At 55.3% G+C, this 16311-nt stretch carries 14 protein-coding genes; 10 read left to right on the top strand and 4 right to left on the bottom strand.

Features of this window, described 5'->3' with window-relative positions:
• Positions 1–166: 166 nt before the first annotated feature.
• Positions 167–583 carry a hypothetical protein gene (locus tag DPEP_RS04645; RefSeq protein ID WP_005660033.1) on the top strand — a complete coding sequence of 139 codons (417 nt, stop codon included), beginning with the start codon at positions 167–169 and terminating at the stop codon, positions 581–583.
• Positions 584–655: 72 nt separating this feature from the next.
• On the opposite strand, the gene DPEP_RS04640 is transcribed toward DPEP_RS04645, so the two are convergent.
• On the bottom strand, positions 656–1354 hold the full coding sequence (locus DPEP_RS04640) for a Crp/Fnr family transcriptional regulator (protein WP_040383042.1): 699 nt from the start codon (positions 1352–1354) through the stop codon (positions 656–658).
• A 142-nt stretch (positions 1355–1496) separates the two neighbouring features.
• Here DPEP_RS04640 and hcp point away from each other — a divergent pair, with 142 nt between their 5' ends.
• Positions 1497–3164: a hydroxylamine reductase gene (gene hcp, locus DPEP_RS04635; protein ID WP_005660031.1), complete on the top strand. Its 1668-nt coding sequence runs from the start codon at positions 1497–1499 to the stop codon at positions 3162–3164.
• Positions 3165–3221: 57 nt separating this feature from the next.
• On the opposite strand, the gene DPEP_RS04630 is transcribed toward hcp, so the two are convergent.
• Positions 3222–4169, bottom strand: coding sequence for a hypothetical protein (locus tag DPEP_RS04630; RefSeq protein WP_005660030.1), 948 nt, complete (start codon positions 4167–4169; stop codon positions 3222–3224).
• A gap of 168 nt (positions 4170–4337) precedes the next feature.
• Here DPEP_RS04630 and iadA point away from each other — a divergent pair, with 168 nt between their 5' ends.
• From iadA to DPEP_RS04590, 8 genes are all read left to right on the top strand, one after another.
• Complete coding sequence (iadA, locus tag DPEP_RS04625) at positions 4338–5495, top strand: beta-aspartyl-peptidase (protein WP_198003035.1); 1158 nt, start codon at positions 4338–4340, stop codon at positions 5493–5495.
• Between the two features lie 168 nt (positions 5496–5663).
• Positions 5664–6731, top strand: coding sequence for a methylcobamide--CoM methyltransferase (locus DPEP_RS04620; protein ID WP_040382406.1), 1068 nt, complete (start codon positions 5664–5666; stop codon positions 6729–6731).
• 13 nt (positions 6732–6744) lie between these two features.
• A complete protein-coding gene (locus tag DPEP_RS04615) occupies positions 6745–8091 on the top strand; it encodes a Na+/H+ antiporter NhaC family protein (RefSeq protein WP_005660024.1) in 1347 nt (448 codons plus the stop codon).
• A 72-nt stretch (positions 8092–8163) separates the two neighbouring features.
• Positions 8164–8601, top strand: a complete 438-nt coding sequence (locus DPEP_RS04610) for a sulfurtransferase (protein WP_005660022.1) — start codon at positions 8164–8166, stop codon at positions 8599–8601.
• A gap of 84 nt (positions 8602–8685) precedes the next feature.
• Complete coding sequence (locus DPEP_RS04605; RefSeq protein WP_005660020.1) at positions 8686–10902, top strand: choice-of-anchor Q domain-containing protein; 2217 nt, start codon at positions 8686–8688, stop codon at positions 10900–10902.
• A 113-nt stretch (positions 10903–11015) separates the two neighbouring features.
• Positions 11016–12647 carry an OpgD/OpgG family glucan biosynthesis protein gene (locus DPEP_RS04600; protein ID WP_005660018.1) on the top strand — a complete coding sequence of 544 codons (1632 nt, stop codon included), beginning with the start codon at positions 11016–11018 and terminating at the stop codon, positions 12645–12647.
• On the top strand, positions 12631–12978 hold the full coding sequence (locus DPEP_RS04595; protein ID WP_040382405.1) for a hypothetical protein: 348 nt from the start codon (positions 12631–12633) through the stop codon (positions 12976–12978). Before DPEP_RS04600 ends, DPEP_RS04595 begins: the two co-directional genes overlap by 17 nt.
• 4 nt (positions 12979–12982) lie before the next feature.
• On the top strand, positions 12983–14146 hold the full coding sequence (locus tag DPEP_RS04590; protein ID WP_005660015.1) for a glycosyltransferase family protein: 1164 nt from the start codon (positions 12983–12985) through the stop codon (positions 14144–14146).
• Positions 14147–14191: 45 nt separating this feature from the next.
• Here DPEP_RS04590 and DPEP_RS04585 read toward each other — a convergent pair whose 3' ends face one another.
• Positions 14192–14926, bottom strand: a complete 735-nt coding sequence (locus DPEP_RS04585) for an HNH endonuclease (RefSeq protein WP_005660013.1) — start codon at positions 14924–14926, stop codon at positions 14192–14194.
• The gene (locus DPEP_RS04580) at positions 14914–16257 is read right to left on the bottom strand and encodes an AAA family ATPase (protein ID WP_005660010.1); all 1344 of its coding nucleotides are present in this window, start codon (positions 16255–16257) and stop codon (positions 14914–14916) included. The genes DPEP_RS04585 and DPEP_RS04580 overlap by 13 nt, the downstream gene beginning before the upstream one ends.
• Between the last annotated feature and the right edge of the window lie 54 nt (positions 16258–16311).

The raw sequence follows: 16311 nt of genomic DNA, 5'->3' as shown, positions 1-16311 counted from the left end.
TCTCCTTTCGGGGGTGTCGTCGATGGAGTTGCGTTTTTCGAAAAAAAATTTCGTCTCTCTTTAAAACCTCGACCTCGGGTTATGGACGACCATGCCGTCCGGAATGTAGAATTTTATCGTGTGAAAAAACGGCGCCGTCGCCGTAATCGAGGAGGTTTTCTTTACTATGAAGAAGAGATGTTTTCTGCTTTTGCTGGTGCTCGTTCTTGCCCTTTCACTGAGTGCCTTTGCCGCTACTGTCGAATATCCCCGTTTTTCCATTGAAGTTCCCGACGGATGGAGGGTATCTCAGGACGGAAGCACCGTCACGATTATGGCGAACGATAAGTCCGCCGCTCTTACCGTGACTGTAGAGGACAACGACGGGACGGCGATAAAAGACCTCGCATATGCCTATGCCCAGCAACTCAACGCCACCGAACCGGAAGAGGATGGTGACGTGTACATGTTCGGCTTCCAGAATCCCAGTGGTGTCGAGTGCAACGCCGTGCTCTGTGGCGACGACTCCGAGTACATCATGTTGGTGATGATAGGGGATCACCCTCAGATGGAGGGTATGATCGATTCCATAGAGGAGAAATAGCCACGTTAAGATTCCGGTTTAACTGGGATTTTCTCTCTCACAGGTCAGGAGGCGGTCCTTTCGGGCCGTCTCCTATTTTTTTGGGGTCCTGACGTCGTAGAATCTGCCGTGTTCCGCCAGTTCCTTCAGGGCGGTGTGGTCCAGAAGCGTGACGTCCCTCCTGTCCAGATCTATCAGCCCTCGATCGGTCATGTCGGAGAATATCCGAGATAGGGTCTCCGGGGTAGTCCCCAGAACGGAGGCCAGTTGCCATTTCGGAATGTCCAGATGCAGGCTTCCGGGAGATTTTTTCTCCTCAGCCAGCATGATGAGATACGACGCCAGTCGCCCCGGGACCTCCTTGAGGGCCAGACTCTCCACCTGTAGCGTAAGCTCTCTCATCTTGGAGGAAAGGCCGGACATCATAGACATGGCTATCTGAGGCTCTCTGGACAACAGATCCAGAAAGGCCCTCCTAGGAAAGAGCAGCAGCTTCGAGTCGGACATGGCCTGGGCCCAGGCGGGATAGTTTTTTCCGGCGAACATGGACACCTGGCCGAAGTGGTCCCCCGGGCCGCAGACGTGGAGTATCACCTCTCGCCCCTCCTCGGACATCTTGTAGACCCTCACCCTGCCTCTGAGCACGGCGAAGAACCCCTCTCCGACCTCCCCGTCGGAGAAGATTATCTCCTTTTTTCTCGCCTTCTTGAGTATGGAGATCGAGAGTATCTTTTCGGTCTCATCCCGGGAAAGTCCGTTGAATCCGGGAATCCTCTCCATCGCCTTTTCCATGGTCACCTGGCGAATCCCCCCTCGTTTTCTTGACGTCGGTCAAGGATATATGTTTTTTCATAGTCCATTATGATAAGCGTGATGTGCGGGGATAAGTTTCCCCGTGCTTATTATAACCTTACACAGAGGGGGAGATGAAAGAATGTCCATGTTCTGTTTCCAGTGTCAGGAGACCGCCAAGAACTCGGGTTGCACCGTCAGGGGGGTCTGCGGAAAGCCCGAATCCACCGCCAACCTACAGGATCTTCTGATATACGTCTTAAAGGGGATAGCCGTCTGGGGGAAGAAAGCCGAAAATCTGGGGGTTTTGGATAAATCCGACGGGCTCTTCATAGCCCAGGGACTCTTCGCCACCATAACCAACGCCAACTGGGACGACGACCGCTTCGTCGAGCTCATAGGCGAGGGTATCAAGAGAAGGGACGATCTAAGAGCTCGTTTCGAGGCCGCCTATAAAGAGAAGGAAGGGCGAAGCTTCGACGGTTCCGTTCCGGACTGCGCCATCTGGGACGGCTCCATATCCGAGTACGCCGACAAGGCCCTCTCTGTGGGGGTGCTGGCGACGGAGAACGAGGACGTTCGTTCCCTCAGGGAGCTTCTGGTCATAGGCCTTAAGGGGATAGCCGCCTACGGAGACCACGCCGCCGTGCTGGGCTACGAGGATCCGAAGATCTACGGCTTCTTCATGGAGGCCCTGGACTCCACCACGAAGGACCTGTCTGTGGACGAGATGGTCGCCATGGTCATGAAGGCCGGCGATTTCGCTGTACAGACCATGGCCCTTCTGGACAAGGCCAACACCGAGACCTACGGCAAGCCGGAGATCACCGAGGTAGAGCTGGGGGTTCGGAACAATACGGCCATACTTATCAGCGGCCACGACCTGAGAGACATGGAGGACCTGCTCAAGCAGACCGAGGGAACCGGCGTGGATGTCTACACCCACGGGGAGATGCTTCCGGCCCACTACTACCCGGCCTTCAAGAAGTACGACCATTTCGTGGGGAACTACGGCAACTCCTGGTGGCTTCAGAACGACGAGTTCGAGGCTTTCAACGGAGCCATACTGATGACCACCAACTGCCTTGTGCCTCTGAAGTCGAAGAACACCTACAAGGACAGGCTATTCACCACCGGCATGACCGGTTATCCCGGGGTGGTCCACATCCCCGACAGGGAGGACGGAAAGCCCAAGGACTTCTCCGCCGTGATAGAGAAGGCCAAATCCTGTCCGGCCCCGACAGAGCTGGAGACGGGAAAGATCGTCGGAGGGTTCGCCCACGATCAGGTGATGGCTCTGGCGGACAAGATCGTGGAAGCCGTGAAGAGCGGCGCTATCAAGCGCTTCGTCGTAATGGCCGGATGCGACGGTCGTCACAAGACGAGAGACTACTACAAGGAGGTCGCCGAGGCCCTTCCCAAAGACGCCGTTATACTGACGGCGGGATGCGCCAAGTATCGCTATAATAAGCTGAACCTGGGAGATATAGGCGGCATTCCCAGGGTGCTAGACGCCGGTCAGTGCAACGATTCCTACTCGTTGGCCGTTATCGCTCTCAAGCTGAAGGAGGCTTTCGGCCTGGAGGATATCAACGAGCTGCCCATCTCCTACGATATCGCCTGGTACGAACAGAAGGCCGTGGCCGTACTTCTGGCCCTGCTCTTTTTAGGGGTCAAGGATATCCGCCTCGGCCCGACTCTTCCCGCCTTCCTCTCGCCCAACGTCGCCAAGGTGCTGGTGGACAACTTCGGCATAAGGGGAATCGGAACGGTGGAGGAGGACGTGGCCGCCATCATGGCGGGCAGGTGATCCATATCGGATGAACCGCGAAGGGAGCCCGGAAACGGGCTCCCTTCGTCTTTTTCCTCACTCGAGATTCAAAAGAACCGCCATGGAATCGGTGGGGTCCGCCTGGGTCACCTCCACCATGTCTCCTATGAAGGTCTTCGCCATGGGGGCCAGGCCGGGGTGGCATATCCTTAGCCTGGCCGGTATGCCCGGCTTCCCCATGGCTCCCGTCGAGAAGAGGGTCTCCAGGGTCTTCCATAGGGATATGAGGCCGCCTCCGTTCACAGGTATCTTTTTTCCAGAGGTGGTCTCTCCCTCCAGCTCGACGACCATGAAGGTCTGCCCGCCTCTATCTTCTCTTCCCAGTTTCTTGGCTCCCACGGTCCAGCCGGTATCGATAACCGGCAGCTCCCTGATCGACCGGTCCATGGACGGAAGGGCCTCCACCTCTGCGAAGGTATCCCGATGGAACAACTCCTCTCCTATCCCTATGAGGGGACAGGAGGGATGGCCCGACACGAAGACGGTGGGCCTTCTCTCCCTGAAGTCCTCTGTCATGATGGTCCCCTTCTTACAGAGCTCTATTACAGCCTTTATCGCGTATAGAAAGCAGATAATCTCTCCCGCCTCGGGACACCTTACGCTGTCGAAAAAATCGTCGTAGACCAGCGGCTCGGGGTACAGGATCCCGTCCGGTTCGTATTCTATCGAGTCGTACCACTCCAGGGCCTGATCGGACAGGGAGTCCTTCGTCCCGATGGTGCAGGTGAAGAAAAAGGCCGATACCCCCTGTGGATCCCTGCTGAACTCCTCGTCCAGATCGTGATACCCCCTGCCGAGGGACAGTGATATCTTGTCGTTGTCGTCCACAGCCAGGCTGGTCATGAGAGGCGCCGACTCTCCCGGTATCGCCATGAAAAAAGCCGGAGGCATCCCTTCGTGGTCTCTGATGTATTTGTTCAACTTCTGGAGATCTATGCAGGCCGTGATCAGGTCTCTGGCGGCCCCAACGTATAAACTGTCCATGAATATACCTCCCTATATGCGACGTTTACCGTATTGTACATCTTTGTTCCGTAGTTGACAGCTCGATCTCTGAGGTTTATTATCTTTTATGGATACAAATAAAGTGTACGTAGTTAGTATCCATAAAGAGAAGGGAAGGGGTCGATGGGCTTGAACCGTTTTTGTAAGGTGAGTCCACTTTTAATAAAGGGAGGCACGTCGTTTTTCCCGGTTTCAACCAAGACGAAGACGGTGGATTTTCTATCCCTAGGGGGAAGGATCGAATCGGTTGAACCATCTATGGATGAATTAACCTTGAGGTCCGTCTTTCCAGACCTCAAGGTTCTGGATGCCGGGGGATGCAAGGTGGTTCCGGGGTTCATAGATCAGCATAATCACTTCAACGGCGCTGGAGGAGAGGGAGGCCCGGAGTTCAGAACCCCTCCTGCCGAGCTTTCGTCATTTTTGGAGGCCGGGGTCACAGGAGCGGTCGGACTGCTCGGTACCGACGGGGTGTCCCGCTCTCTGGAGGAGCTTCTGGCTAAGGCCAGAGGGCTAGAGGCAGAGGGATTGAGCACGTGGATATACACCGGCTCATATCGTATACCCTCCCCCGCCATGACCGGATCGATCATGAGGGACATGGTCCTTATAGACAAGGTGATCGGGGTCAAGATGGCCCTGTCGGATCACCGTTGCTCCCACCCCTCGGTCCAGGAGATCAGGCGACTGGTGTCGGACGTCAGGACGGCGGGGATGCTGTCCGGCAAGTTCGGGGTGGTCTGCGTCCATATGGGTTCGGAGAGCTCCGGGCTCGGCCCGGTCAGGGAGGCCCTTCGAGGGCTGGAGGTGCCGCCGGGTCACTTTGTCCCCACCCACGTGGGTCGGACGGACGATCTCCTTAAGGAGGCGGTGGACCTTGTTCTCTGCGGCGGCAGGGCGGACATAACCGCGGACGATCGGGCTCTTGGCGCCATAGAGGCCTTTTTGAGGGCCGGCGCCGATCTCTCCTCGGTAACCCTCAGCTCCGACGGAAACGGAAGCCTACCTAAATTCGACGATCGTAAGAGGCTGATCGGAATGGCGATGGGCTCTCCCAGATCCCTTATGGAACGGATGAAGTCGGCGGTGGACGCCGGTCTGGCCCCTCTGGAGACCGTTGTAGCCATGGTCACCTCCAACGTGGCAGACGGCCTTGGGCTGAGAGGAAAGGGCCGTCTGGAACGGGGTTACGACTCGGATCTCGTGGTGTTGACCCCGGATCTCTCCATTCGTCACGTGGTCTCTCGAGGCCGGGTGATGATGGAAGACGGAGAGGTAGCGGTAAAGGGAGTTTTCGAGAGTTAGAACGTAAAAAATTAGACATAAAAAGCGGAGGCAGATCCCTGAGGATCTGCCTCCGCTTTTTGTATGAATTTGTCATTTGACAGCTTTTATCGTACACAGTAAACTTACTTCAAGTAATAAAGATAATATCTAAAGGGGATAGTTTTATGGGAAAAAGAGTGAATTTTCGTGTTCAAGGATGAAATGACCCCGAAGGAGCGGATGACGGCGTTCTCCAAGGGAGAGTCTATGGACCGCATCCCGGTGGTTCCCGACATGGGGGTTACAAAATCGGAGTTCATAGGAGTGACCACCAAAGAGTATTATCATTCGGCGGAGAAGATGGCCGAGCTGGAGATAGCTCTGTTCGACTATCTGCACCACGACAGCATAGGCATATCCACAACCTTGAGAGGAATGGCGGAGGCCATGGGGTCCAGAATAGGCTATCCGGAGGACAACATCAGCTATCTGCTGGAGCCTGTGGTGAAGGATTTCGACGACGTGGATCGTCTCGAGCCGGCGGATCCCCGTAGGGACGGCAAGCTTCCTCTGTTGCTCAAGGCCCTGGAGATCATAAAGGATACCCTGGGGGACGTGGCCGACATAGGGGCTTCCATGACAGGGCCCTTCAGCGTGGCCGCTTCAGTAGTGGGGACGGAGAATCTGCTCAAGTGGATGGTCAGGGCCCCCGAGAAGGTGCATCAGGTGATGGAGGTAATAACCGAGTCGAACGATCGCTACATAGAGGCGGTGGCCCAGCTGGGATTGGGGGTGGGGTTCTGCGATCCCGTGTCCTCCACCAGCGTCATAAGCCCCAAGCAGTTCAGGAGTTTCTCCCTGCCCTACATGAAGCGCAACGTGACCCACGTGGCCGATTGCACCGGAGGCAGGCCAACCATGCATATCTGCGGGAAGAGCCGGGCTCTATGGGAGGACTGCGTCGAGGCCGGTATAGGTAACTTCTCCATAGATAACGTGGAGGACCTGGAGGACGCCAAGAACGTGATGGGAGACAGAGTCGTTATTACCGGCAACATCCCTCCAGTCGACATTGTGGCCAACGGGACTGTTGCCGACGTGTTCCGGTCCGCTAGGGAGTGCATAAGGAAGGCCTGGGATTCCCCCAAGGGATTCATCCTCTGCACCGGTTGTCAGATCCCCAAGGGTACTCCCATGGAGAATATCAAGGCGATAATGGACGCAGGACGCGAATATGGCCGGTTGCCGATTCGTCCCGAGCTGTTAGAGGATTAGGAGGATCGGTGGAATGATGTCGGAAAAGAAGGAATCGGGCAGAGGTCTGGCGTTTCTGCCCCTGTTGGTGTTCGTGTTCGTCTATCTTGCCACGGGAGTCATACTGACCGCCAAGGGAGTGGACAAGGCCTTCTATCAGCTGCCGTCGCCTGTGGCGGTGATAATCGGGATAGTTGCGGCCTTTTTTATCGTTAAGGGAACCGTGGACGAGAAGTTCGACATGCTCGTCAAGGGATGCGGGGATTCCAACATAGTCATAATGTGCCTGATCTACCTTTTGGCCGGAGCCTTCACCACTGTATCCAGGGAGATCGGAGGGGTCGACGCGGTTGTGGATATGGGCATGGCGGTTCTGTCGCCCAAGTACGCCTCGGCGGGATTGTTCGTCATATCGGCCTTCATAGCTACGGCAACCGGGACCTCCGTCGGGACAGTGGTGGCCATGACCCCCATCGGGGTCGGGATAGCCCAGGCCGGAGGTCTCAACGTGATCCTTGCGGTTGGAGCCGTAATAGGCGGGTGTATGTTCGGAGATAATCTCTCCATAATATCGGACACCACCATCGCCGCTACAAGGACCCAGCGAGTTCGTATGAAGGACAAGTTCAACGTAAACGCCGCCATAGCCATTCCGGCGGCGATTGTCACCATAGTGCTGCTGGTCATATACGGATCTCCCGAGACGGTAGTGCCAGCCGGGGAATACAGCTACGATTTCGTCAAGGTTCTTCCCTACATCTTCGTTCTGGTCTCGGCCCTGGGTGGCATGAACGTCTTCGTCGTCCTGACCGGAGGGATCCTCTTCTCCGGGGCCATAGGTCTGTGGAACCACACCTTCTCCATGTTGGGATACTCTCAGGCCATCTACGGAGGCTTTACCGGCATGATGGACATCTTCCTGTTGTCGATGCTCATGGGCGGTCTGGCCAGGATGGTCGAACGGGGGGGAGGAATAGACTGGATACTCGGCAAGGTCAGCCAGGTGATAGGGAATCGAAAGACCGCGGAGCTCGGCATAGCGGGTATGGTCTCCCTGACTAACATAGCCACTGCCAACAATACAGTGTCTATCCTCATCAACGGGGAGCTTTCGAAAAAGCTCAGCCTGAAATACGGCGTGGACCCGAGACGCACCGCCTCGCTGCTCGACATATTCTCCTGCGTCTTTCAGGGGCTTCTGCCCTATGGGGCCCAGATATTGATAGCCGCCTCGCTTATGGGGAGCGGAACGAACCCCCTGTCCCTCATATCGTCGTGCTGGTACCAGTATATGTTGGCTATATTCGCCATAATATCGATCTTCGTTCCCTATGCGGACGGCTATATCAGAAGGCATCCACTGGAGGCGGACCCCGACTGATCCTTGACGGGATAGTGGACGAAGGATACAATCCTTAAAGTAATAAATAACATAACGTTAGGGAGTGTTTTTGTGAGAAATCTGAAGTATGTCGCTATGTGCGCCTTCGCGGTTCTCTGCGCCTCTGTGGCCTTTGCTGCTTCGGTGGGGATAGTCGATCAGGCCTATGTCAAGGAGCATGTCGGCAAGCCGGGATTCGTTCTGGTGGACGTGAGATCTCCGGAGGTTTTCAACGGTGAATCTCCCAAAAAAGGCATAAAGGGAGGCCATATTCCCGGAGCCATCGACGTTTTCGACAAAGAATTCGACTCGATGACCCAGGCTCAGCTCGATTCCATGGGGCTTACGAAGGATGTCACCGTGATAACCTACTGCAACAGCGGCAAGAGAAGCGGTGCCATGGCCAAGAAGATGGTCGAGATGGGCTACCAGTCGGTGAAGAACTACAAGGGAGGCATAATCGACTGGCAGAAAGATCCCTCCAATAAGATCGAACCTATGGCGAAGTAGTCCATTTCCTGTAACTGAATGATGGAAATTACGAGGGATCCTTTCGGGTCCCTTTTTTTCGGGATGAATTAAGGAGTGAACGCTTTGTTTCGTCGTTTTAAAGGCTTTTTCGGAAGATATATCTGTGTTTTTGCCGTTGTGTTGCCTCTGATCGGTTTCCAGTCTGCCGACGGGGCGGTTTTCATGGTGGATAAAGACAACCTCTCCGGAGGAGACGGAGCCTCCTGGGACGGTGCCTTCAACGAAGCTCAGTTCGGAGTCAAGGTCGGCGAGGCCTCTTCGGGAGACGTTTTTTTCGTGGCCGAGGGGATCTACCGTCCTTCGCTGGACTCGGAAGAGGCTTCGGCCGACAGGGGCGCGAGCTTTGTCATACCGGAAGGGGTCTCCCTGTACGGAGGGTTTTCCGGGGTGGAGGACAGTCTCGACGAGAGAAACTACCGTGAAAATCCGACCATCCTCACAGGAGATCTGTATCTGGACGATATAAGCGACGACCGGGGCGTTACGGTGAGTGCCGATGCCGTAATTGGTATCAACAGTATCGCCGTGGTTACCACTAAAAACGTCGAGACGGCCGTCCTCGACGGTTTTGTGATCACCGGAGGGGACGGGAGAAACGGCGGAGGCATGGTCAACGTCAGTTCCAGCGTCAAGGTCTCCAACTGTACTTTCCGGGGAAACAGGGCCGCCGGAATGGGAGGAGCCATGCTCAACCAGAAAGGGGCCCCCGAGATAAACGACTCTCTTTTTTCCTGGAACCGAGCCGGCATCAGGACGAACGGCGGCGCAATGGCCAACATCCTGAGCGATCCCAAGATCGTATCCTGTACTTTCGAGGATAACCGGACCGGAGCGGGGTCTTCCGTACCCAAGGAATGCGTCGGTAACGGAGGGGCGGTCTACAACGGAAGGGGAAATCCCACTTTGATAGGCTGTAGCTTCCGTCGTAACGAGGCCGGAGCCGGTGGGGGCGCGGTCTACAATCAACGCTGCACCCCTAGGATCGAGCGGTGCGTGTTCGAAGGCAACAGAACCTCCCATAACGCCGGAGCCCTCAGAAACGAGAGCGTCGGGAACGAAGGGATGATAGTCTCCTGCCTTTTCAGAGACAATTCCTCTGTGGTGGAGGGAGGAGCGATATACAACACCGGAAGCGATCTGATCCTGACCGACACGACATTCTTGGGCAATACGGTCAGTGCCGACATCGACGACGACGATAAAGGATCCGGTGGAGCCCTGTACAACGCCAAGAGCAGCCCCGTAGTGGTCAACTGTACCTTCGTGGAAAACGGGGCGAAAAACGGCGGAGCCATATACAACAGGGTGAACAGCGATCCTTTTCTCGTCAACTGCACCTTGAAGGACAACTTCGCCAGCAAGAACGGCGGCGGAATGTACAGCACCAGCTGTTCCAGCAGCACGTCCTGTGCCCTTGGACAGGGAAGCAATCCGGTGGTCCTCAACTCCGTGTTCTGGGGTAACCGTGGGGGGGAGATCTTCAACGACGGAGATTCGTCTTCGGCTATCTACTGTTCGGTCGTTCGATCCGGAGACGTTCGGGGAGGGATAAACGTAGTATCCTCCGACATAAAAGTCTCCGATCCATCTCTCGGAGAGATCGGAGATAACGGAGGTTTCTCCATGACCTGTTCCATCTCCAGAGAAGGGGCCGCCCTGGACGGAGGTTGGAGAGTGGGAGAGATACTTTCCTGCGACTTCCTGTCGGGAGACTCGGTGTGGTCGGGCAAGAGCTGGGAAAGCATTTCCGTTTCGGTGCCGTCGGTCGATCAGAGAGGGGTGCCCAGACCTCAGGGAGAAGGGGTCGATATGGGATCCTTCGAGCTGACGACCTTTTCCGAGCCCATTAAACCTTTTCCAGTATCCTCCGACGAAGTATCGGGGGACGCTCTTTCTCCAGTCCTCAAGGTAGTGATACCGGTGCCTGCCGGAGACACCCTGAAAAAAATACGTTGGCAGATAGCCAAAGACGACGGCTTCAAGGAGATAGTGTTCGATAGCGATCTTCAGGAAGACGAAGGTCTTTCGATTTCGACAAAGTCCAAAAAACTGTCCGAGACGGCGTCCCTCTCCGTACCTAAAGGTAAACTGACCTACGGAACGGACTACTACATAAGGGTTCGTCCTCTCTTCGAGAAATCCGGCTGGACCGATTGGTCCGAAACGTCCAAAATTACCACCGAGACGGTTTCCGGTTCAGACGGAGGCTGCTCCGTGGCGGGAATGGAGCCGGGCTGGGCATTCCTGCTTCTGCCATTGGCCGTGCTTATAGGCCGCTGAGTAGGTCTTAAGGCAGTCAGTAGTTTTACCTATATAGGAAATAATACCCTTGTCCTTGCGGGATGTGTCGATGTACTATGTAGGCCATCCTTTAAGATTAGGGGGAGTCTCATTTGAATTTTATCGAAAGACTCAAGTTTTTCCGTGGGCTCATATTGTCGGTCCTTTTAGGGGCGGCCTGTCTGTCGGTCTCTGGGCCGGCTATAGCGGAGGAGACGACGTCGGGCGACCTGTCCGGCGACGTCTTCTCCTTCCGTGTATTGAGGGATATGGCGGAGGAACTGGCCTCCTCGGATTTTGAGGATCCAGAAGGGGTCGTGCCGGGTTTTCTGCTGGATCTCAGCTACGACGATTGGAGAAAGACCCGCTTTAGACTGGAAGAGTCCCTCTGGAGAGGGGATAATCTGCCTTTCGAGGTCCAGTTCTTTCACCCGGGGTTGTTCTACAACCGTTTTGTCAGGGTGAACGTGGTGGACGGGGGAAGGGTCGAGCCTGTGGCCTTCTCCTCCGATATGTTCGAATACGGCGACAGCTCCCTGGCCGATAGGGTTGCGGCGGTCTCCATGGATTTCGCAGGCTTCAGGGTCCATCACCATCTCAACAAAGACGACTACAAGGACGAGGTGGCGGTTTTCCTCGGCGCCAGTTATTTCAGGGCGGTGGCGAAAGGAGTTCAGTACGGGCTCTCCGCTCGAGGACTGGCTGTGGACACGGCGTTGCAGTCCGGTGAGGAGTTTCCCTATTTCAGGGAGTTCTGGCTGGACAGGCCGAAGGCTAGCGACGACGTTATGACCGTCTACGCCCTTTTGGACAGTCCCGGAATGACCGGAGCCTATCGTTTCGTGATAGATCCCGGAGAAATCACCGAGCTGGACGTTTCATGCGATCTGTTTCTCCGTAGGGACGTGGCAAAGCTGGGGATAGCGCCCCTTACCAGCATGTTCCTGTACGGCGAAAACGACAACGGACGGCCCGGCGACTTCCGTCCCGAGGTCCACGATTCGGACGGCCTGCTGACTTGTGACTCGGAGGGCAAGTGGCTCTGGCGTCCACTGTCCAACCCGAGACGGCTCTCACTGTCCTCCGTCGAGATGGCCGATCCCGTCGGATTCGGACTGATCCAGAGAGACGCAGATTTCGACCATTACCAGGACCTGGAGGCCCGATACGAGAGACGTCCGTCTCTGTGGATAGAGCCTGCCGAGGGGTGGGGAAAGGGTCGGGTCGAGCTGGTGGAGATCCCCACGAACAGCGAGATTCACGATAACGTGGTGGCCTACTGGATACCGGACAAGATGAAAGCACCCGAGGGAGAGGTCCCGACCTATCCGAAAAAACTCTCCTTCTCCTATCGCATGGGCTGGATGGCTCCCGGAGAGGCGGTCCATCCCCTGGGACGCGTGGCAGCCACCAGGATGGCCGACGGAGGGGACCCAAAGACGGTTCGCTTCGTGGTGGATTTCGAGGGAGGGCTCCTGGACGATGTTCCCGAGGACGGACCTCTGTCCAGCATAGTCTACGTCGGGGAGGGAGCCAAACTAGTGGACAAGCAGCTCGTGAAAAACGACGTGACAGGGGGCTGGAGACTCTCCTTCAGGGTTACCTCCGGCGTCGACGAGTCCCTCAGGGCGCTGTTCCCCTCGATGGGAAACCGCCCCGTCATAGAGCTGTCCGCCTTACTTAAAAAAGGGGAGAACCTGACCGACCCCCTCACGGAGACCTGGACCTATGAGTGGCGTCCTTAGATCCGAGGAGCTTCGTCGAATGACCAGGGACAGAACGCTGCTCTATGCCGGATCCCTGGACGTTCCAGCGGAGATAGGACTGGATCTGGCACTGGAGGGGCTATCTCGAAGCGGTTCGTCCTCTCCGAAGGAGGCCATGGAATCCCTTTGGGATGTCTTGGAAGAGAGGAAGGAATCGATCGGTACGGAAAAATCGATACCCAGGGCGTCGGTTCCTCCTCTGAACAGGGCCGTGATGGTCTCGGAGGAGATGGACCTGGTTCCCTGGAAGACCGCCATCGTCAGGGCTCTCAGGTCCTGGTGGGACGATCTGTTCGGTCTGAGGAGGTAGGCCGATGTCGATTAAGAAGTTTTCGCAGAGCCTCTGGTATCGTAGTGCCGCATGGAGGAGGGCCCTTCTGCTGGCCCTTATACTGTTCCCGACCGCGGCGGCCTGTCGCACCATGGCCTCGGTGCTTCCCTCGAAGGGAGGGACCCCGGGGTTTTTCCCGACCCACAGGGCCCTGTTTCTGAACGGGGTTCTGTCCTACGGATCCGCCCTGTTGTGGCTGATCTTTCTCCTCATAAGCTCGGTGCAGGCTCTGGCGGAGGTCGTACTGGAGCCAAGCTATTTCCTGGAGACCAAGACCCTATTTCCCCAGTGGCCGGTCTGGCATCCCCATTGGGCCCTGGCTCTGCTGGGTTCGACGGCGGTGCTTCTGTTTCTGCCGAAGCTGCTCAGCTTTTCGTTGGTGCTGTTGAAGGATCCCGGAGCCTCTTCCTTCGGAGGAAGAGGCAAGCTCGCCGGTGGAATATTGGTAGAGGTTCTGCTGTCCACCCTGTTGGCTCCCATAAGGATGATCCACCACAGCCTATTCGTGATCGGAACCCTGCTGGGAAAGGACGTCGGATGGGGAACCCAGTCCAGGGACGATCGAGGAACCGCCTGGGTCGATGCGGCGTCGGTCCACTGGTGGTCGACCCTTCTAGGGATCGTTTGGGGAGGGCTGCTGTATCTGGTCAATCCGTCGTTTTTCCCCTGGATTTCCCCTATAGTCCTGTCTCTGGCCTTTTCGGTCCCACTCTCCGTCTTCACCAGCAGGGTCTCGGTCGGCAGATCTCTCAGACGATTAGGTCTTTTGGTGATCCCCGAGGAGATTCGGCTTCCCCGAGAGCTGGCGGAGGTGAAGGACCATCTCGACGGAGACAGGCCTCCCTACAGTCCGTTTTCGCTGTCGGAAAGGCAGGGTTTTCTCAGGGCCGTCACCGATCCCAGGGTTCACGGCCTCCATGTTTCACTGCTTGAGTCCTGTGGCCATGAGGGAAAGAGGATAAGGCCCGATAGGCTTCCCCTGGTGGATAGGGCCATCGCCGAGGGCCCAGGCTCCCTTGGCTCCGGGGATAAGATGGAGCTTCTCAAGGATCCCGCCGCCCTGGCGGAGCTTCACCGCCGGGTATGGACCCTGGAGGATGACCTGAAGGCCTCCGAATGGGGAATAGGGTTCAGTCCTGAGGGGTGATTTTTAAAAGACCGGCCCGATGGATGATTCTACCTGTCGGGTCGGTCAGCATAGTCCGCCTTCTCGGTGTATAGGCTTCATGTTATCGTCGAAACAGCCCTTACACGTACCGTTAAAACCGTCGATCAATCGTCGACACATGTCCTCGTCGTTCTGAAATACCGTCATCCAAATGCTCCAGCGTCCATTTGATTTAGCTAAGTCGACGATTATGTTCCTAAATGTTTCGTCATTGCTTGGTTCGATTTTCTTTAACTGATCTCTTTTTCTTGTCGCCATATCCCAAGTTTCTTTTCTGTGGAGCCATCTACGATCAGAAGCCTCCCACCTGTATATAGGTTCATCCGACGGGGTTTTATCCAGTCCTACCAGTTGAATTAGCTTTTCCGCTTTTTCAATTATGTTCAATGGCATGTCTTGGTTGGGAGATACCAAACCGCCTTCAGAGTATTCAATCGCCATGAAGGTGTTGTCTCGGTCAGGCCAGAGACATTTCTCTCTAGAAACTTCCTGATTCGATTTCGTCGAGTTGCAGTTGGTGCAGGCGAGCAAGAGGTTATCCCAATCAAGCTCCCGCCTTTTACCTTCCTCTTCGGATGTCTCCGTCGCTTTTTTGGGCAAGACGTGTTCTACAGCCAGAGAGGTGTTTAATTTTGTCTCGCAGTATGAGCAGTATTCTCCGATCCTCTGTATTAGGTGTCCTCTGGCATAGCCATACTTTTTTAACTCGATAGGTTTGCCCTTTTCTTTTGGACGCTTTCCTCTAACTACCGGTCGCATTTTTTGTCTTCCCGTTTTTCCTCTTCGGATGTGACTCCGGCGGCTATCCGTTCCGCTTCCAGAAAGGCGTAGTAGGCCACGTTTTCGCTGAACGGGGCTGCTAGGCGATCGAGCTTTTCTTTAAGCTCTTTTTTCCTTGTTTCATCGGCGTCTCGGGCCTCTCGTAATGTTTTATAGTATTCTTTTGCAACATCGTACATCTTCTGATATCTCTCGCTTCTTTGAGGAATGTCGACCCCCATTATATCCTCGACTATGTCCTCTATAGACCTGTTGGAGTATGGAGCGGTCGTGCCAGGTGAGGCCTGTTCCCCGGTGTCGCAGGTTCTTTCTGCTTTTTCTTCGGTTGCTTCCAAATCTATGACCTGTCCTGGCTCAAGGGACTGTATTATAAACGGCGAATGGGTGGTGGCTATGAACTGAATCTCCGGGAACGCTTCCTGAAGGTCGGATACGACCCGCCTCTGCCACTTGGGATGTAGGTGCAGGTCTATCTCGTCGATCAACACGATGCCTTTCGTCCTTGTGGCGGCTTTTTCCTCTAGGTGGGGGTTAAGCCTGGAGGCTCGATGGGCTATGTCTGCCACCATCGCCACCATGTTACGGTAACCGTCGGAAAGATGATCGAAAGGCATGGGGCCCTCGTCTGTCACGATGATAAGCTCGTCTCTTTCTACGTCGTGGTAGAAATCGCTGGAATTAGGAATACACCGGAGAACGGTGTTTCGAACGGTCTGGAGGCCTTTGAAGCTGTTTTTTTTCTGAAGCTCCGCCAGCGTCAGTTTCTTGAACCATTCTTCGAAGGCCTTCTGATCCGACTTGGGATCGAGGCAGAATCTGTAAGCGTCCAATCGAGATCCAGGTTTTCCCGTCTTCACGTTCCTGTGTATATCCCATAGACGCCCTGAGCCGTAATACAGATAAAGAGGCAGATCGATGGGCTCCCCCTTAACCGCTTTTTTTCGGTCTTGAGTTCCTATGGAGACGATATCCTTGGCTTTTCCCCCTCTGTCTCCCATTTCTCTGATCCAATCTATGGTTTCGTTCCGGATCGTCGACCGGGCCTGTATAAACACGTCGTCCTGTGGTTCAAGGTTGAACTGCCCACCGAGCTCTACGGACAACAGGCGGGCGTCGTCTTTTTTAACGGTACTTTGGCCGGTTTTTATTTTTGAGCCCTGAAAGTAGGTCCCTAACATGACGGCTATAGCATCCAGGATGGTCGTCTTTCCTTTTCCGTTCTCCCCTACAAGAATGGTCATCTTGGGGTGAAAACAAAAATGAGCCTTTTCGTAACGTCTGAAATTGTTTAGGGTCAAGTTGATCAACATGGCAACCATCTCCTTTTTCTAGAGAGAAGGATATCATTTTTCTTCTTTTCGACC

The sequence above is a fragment of the Dethiosulfovibrio peptidovorans DSM 11002 genome, from assembly GCF_000172975.1.
In the GTDB taxonomy this organism is placed as follows: domain Bacteria; phylum Synergistota; class Synergistia; order Synergistales; family Dethiosulfovibrionaceae; genus Dethiosulfovibrio; species Dethiosulfovibrio peptidovorans.
Note: the sequence above shows the minus strand (reverse complement) of the source record. Positions and strands in the feature narration are given on the sequence as shown.

Excerpts from the sequence above, each read along its gene's own strand:
- DPEP_RS04640 (WP_040383042.1), bottom strand. The coding sequence starts at position 1,354 with ATGGAAAAGGCGATGGAGAGGATTCCCGGATTCAACGGACTTTCCCGG.
- DPEP_RS04630 (WP_005660030.1), bottom strand. The coding sequence starts at position 4,169 with ATGGACAGTTTATACGTTGGGGCCGCCAGAGACCTGATCACGGCCTGC.
- hcp (WP_005660031.1), top strand. The coding sequence starts at position 1,497 with ATGTCCATGTTCTGTTTCCAGTGTCAGGAGACCGCCAAGAACTCGGGT.
- DPEP_RS04595 (WP_040382405.1), top strand. The coding sequence starts at position 12,631 with ATGAGTGGCGTCCTTAGATCCGAGGAGCTTCGTCGAATGACCAGGGAC.
- DPEP_RS04590 (WP_005660015.1), top strand. The coding sequence starts at position 12,983 with ATGTCGATTAAGAAGTTTTCGCAGAGCCTCTGGTATCGTAGTGCCGCA.
- DPEP_RS04645 (WP_005660033.1), top strand. The coding sequence starts at position 167 with ATGAAGAAGAGATGTTTTCTGCTTTTGCTGGTGCTCGTTCTTGCCCTT.
- DPEP_RS04580 (WP_005660010.1), bottom strand. The coding sequence starts at position 16,257 with ATGTTGATCAACTTGACCCTAAACAATTTCAGACGTTACGAAAAGGCT.
- DPEP_RS04585 (WP_005660013.1), bottom strand. The coding sequence starts at position 14,926 with ATGCGACCGGTAGTTAGAGGAAAGCGTCCAAAAGAAAAGGGCAAACCT.
- DPEP_RS04615 (WP_005660024.1), top strand. The coding sequence starts at position 6,745 with ATGATGTCGGAAAAGAAGGAATCGGGCAGAGGTCTGGCGTTTCTGCCC.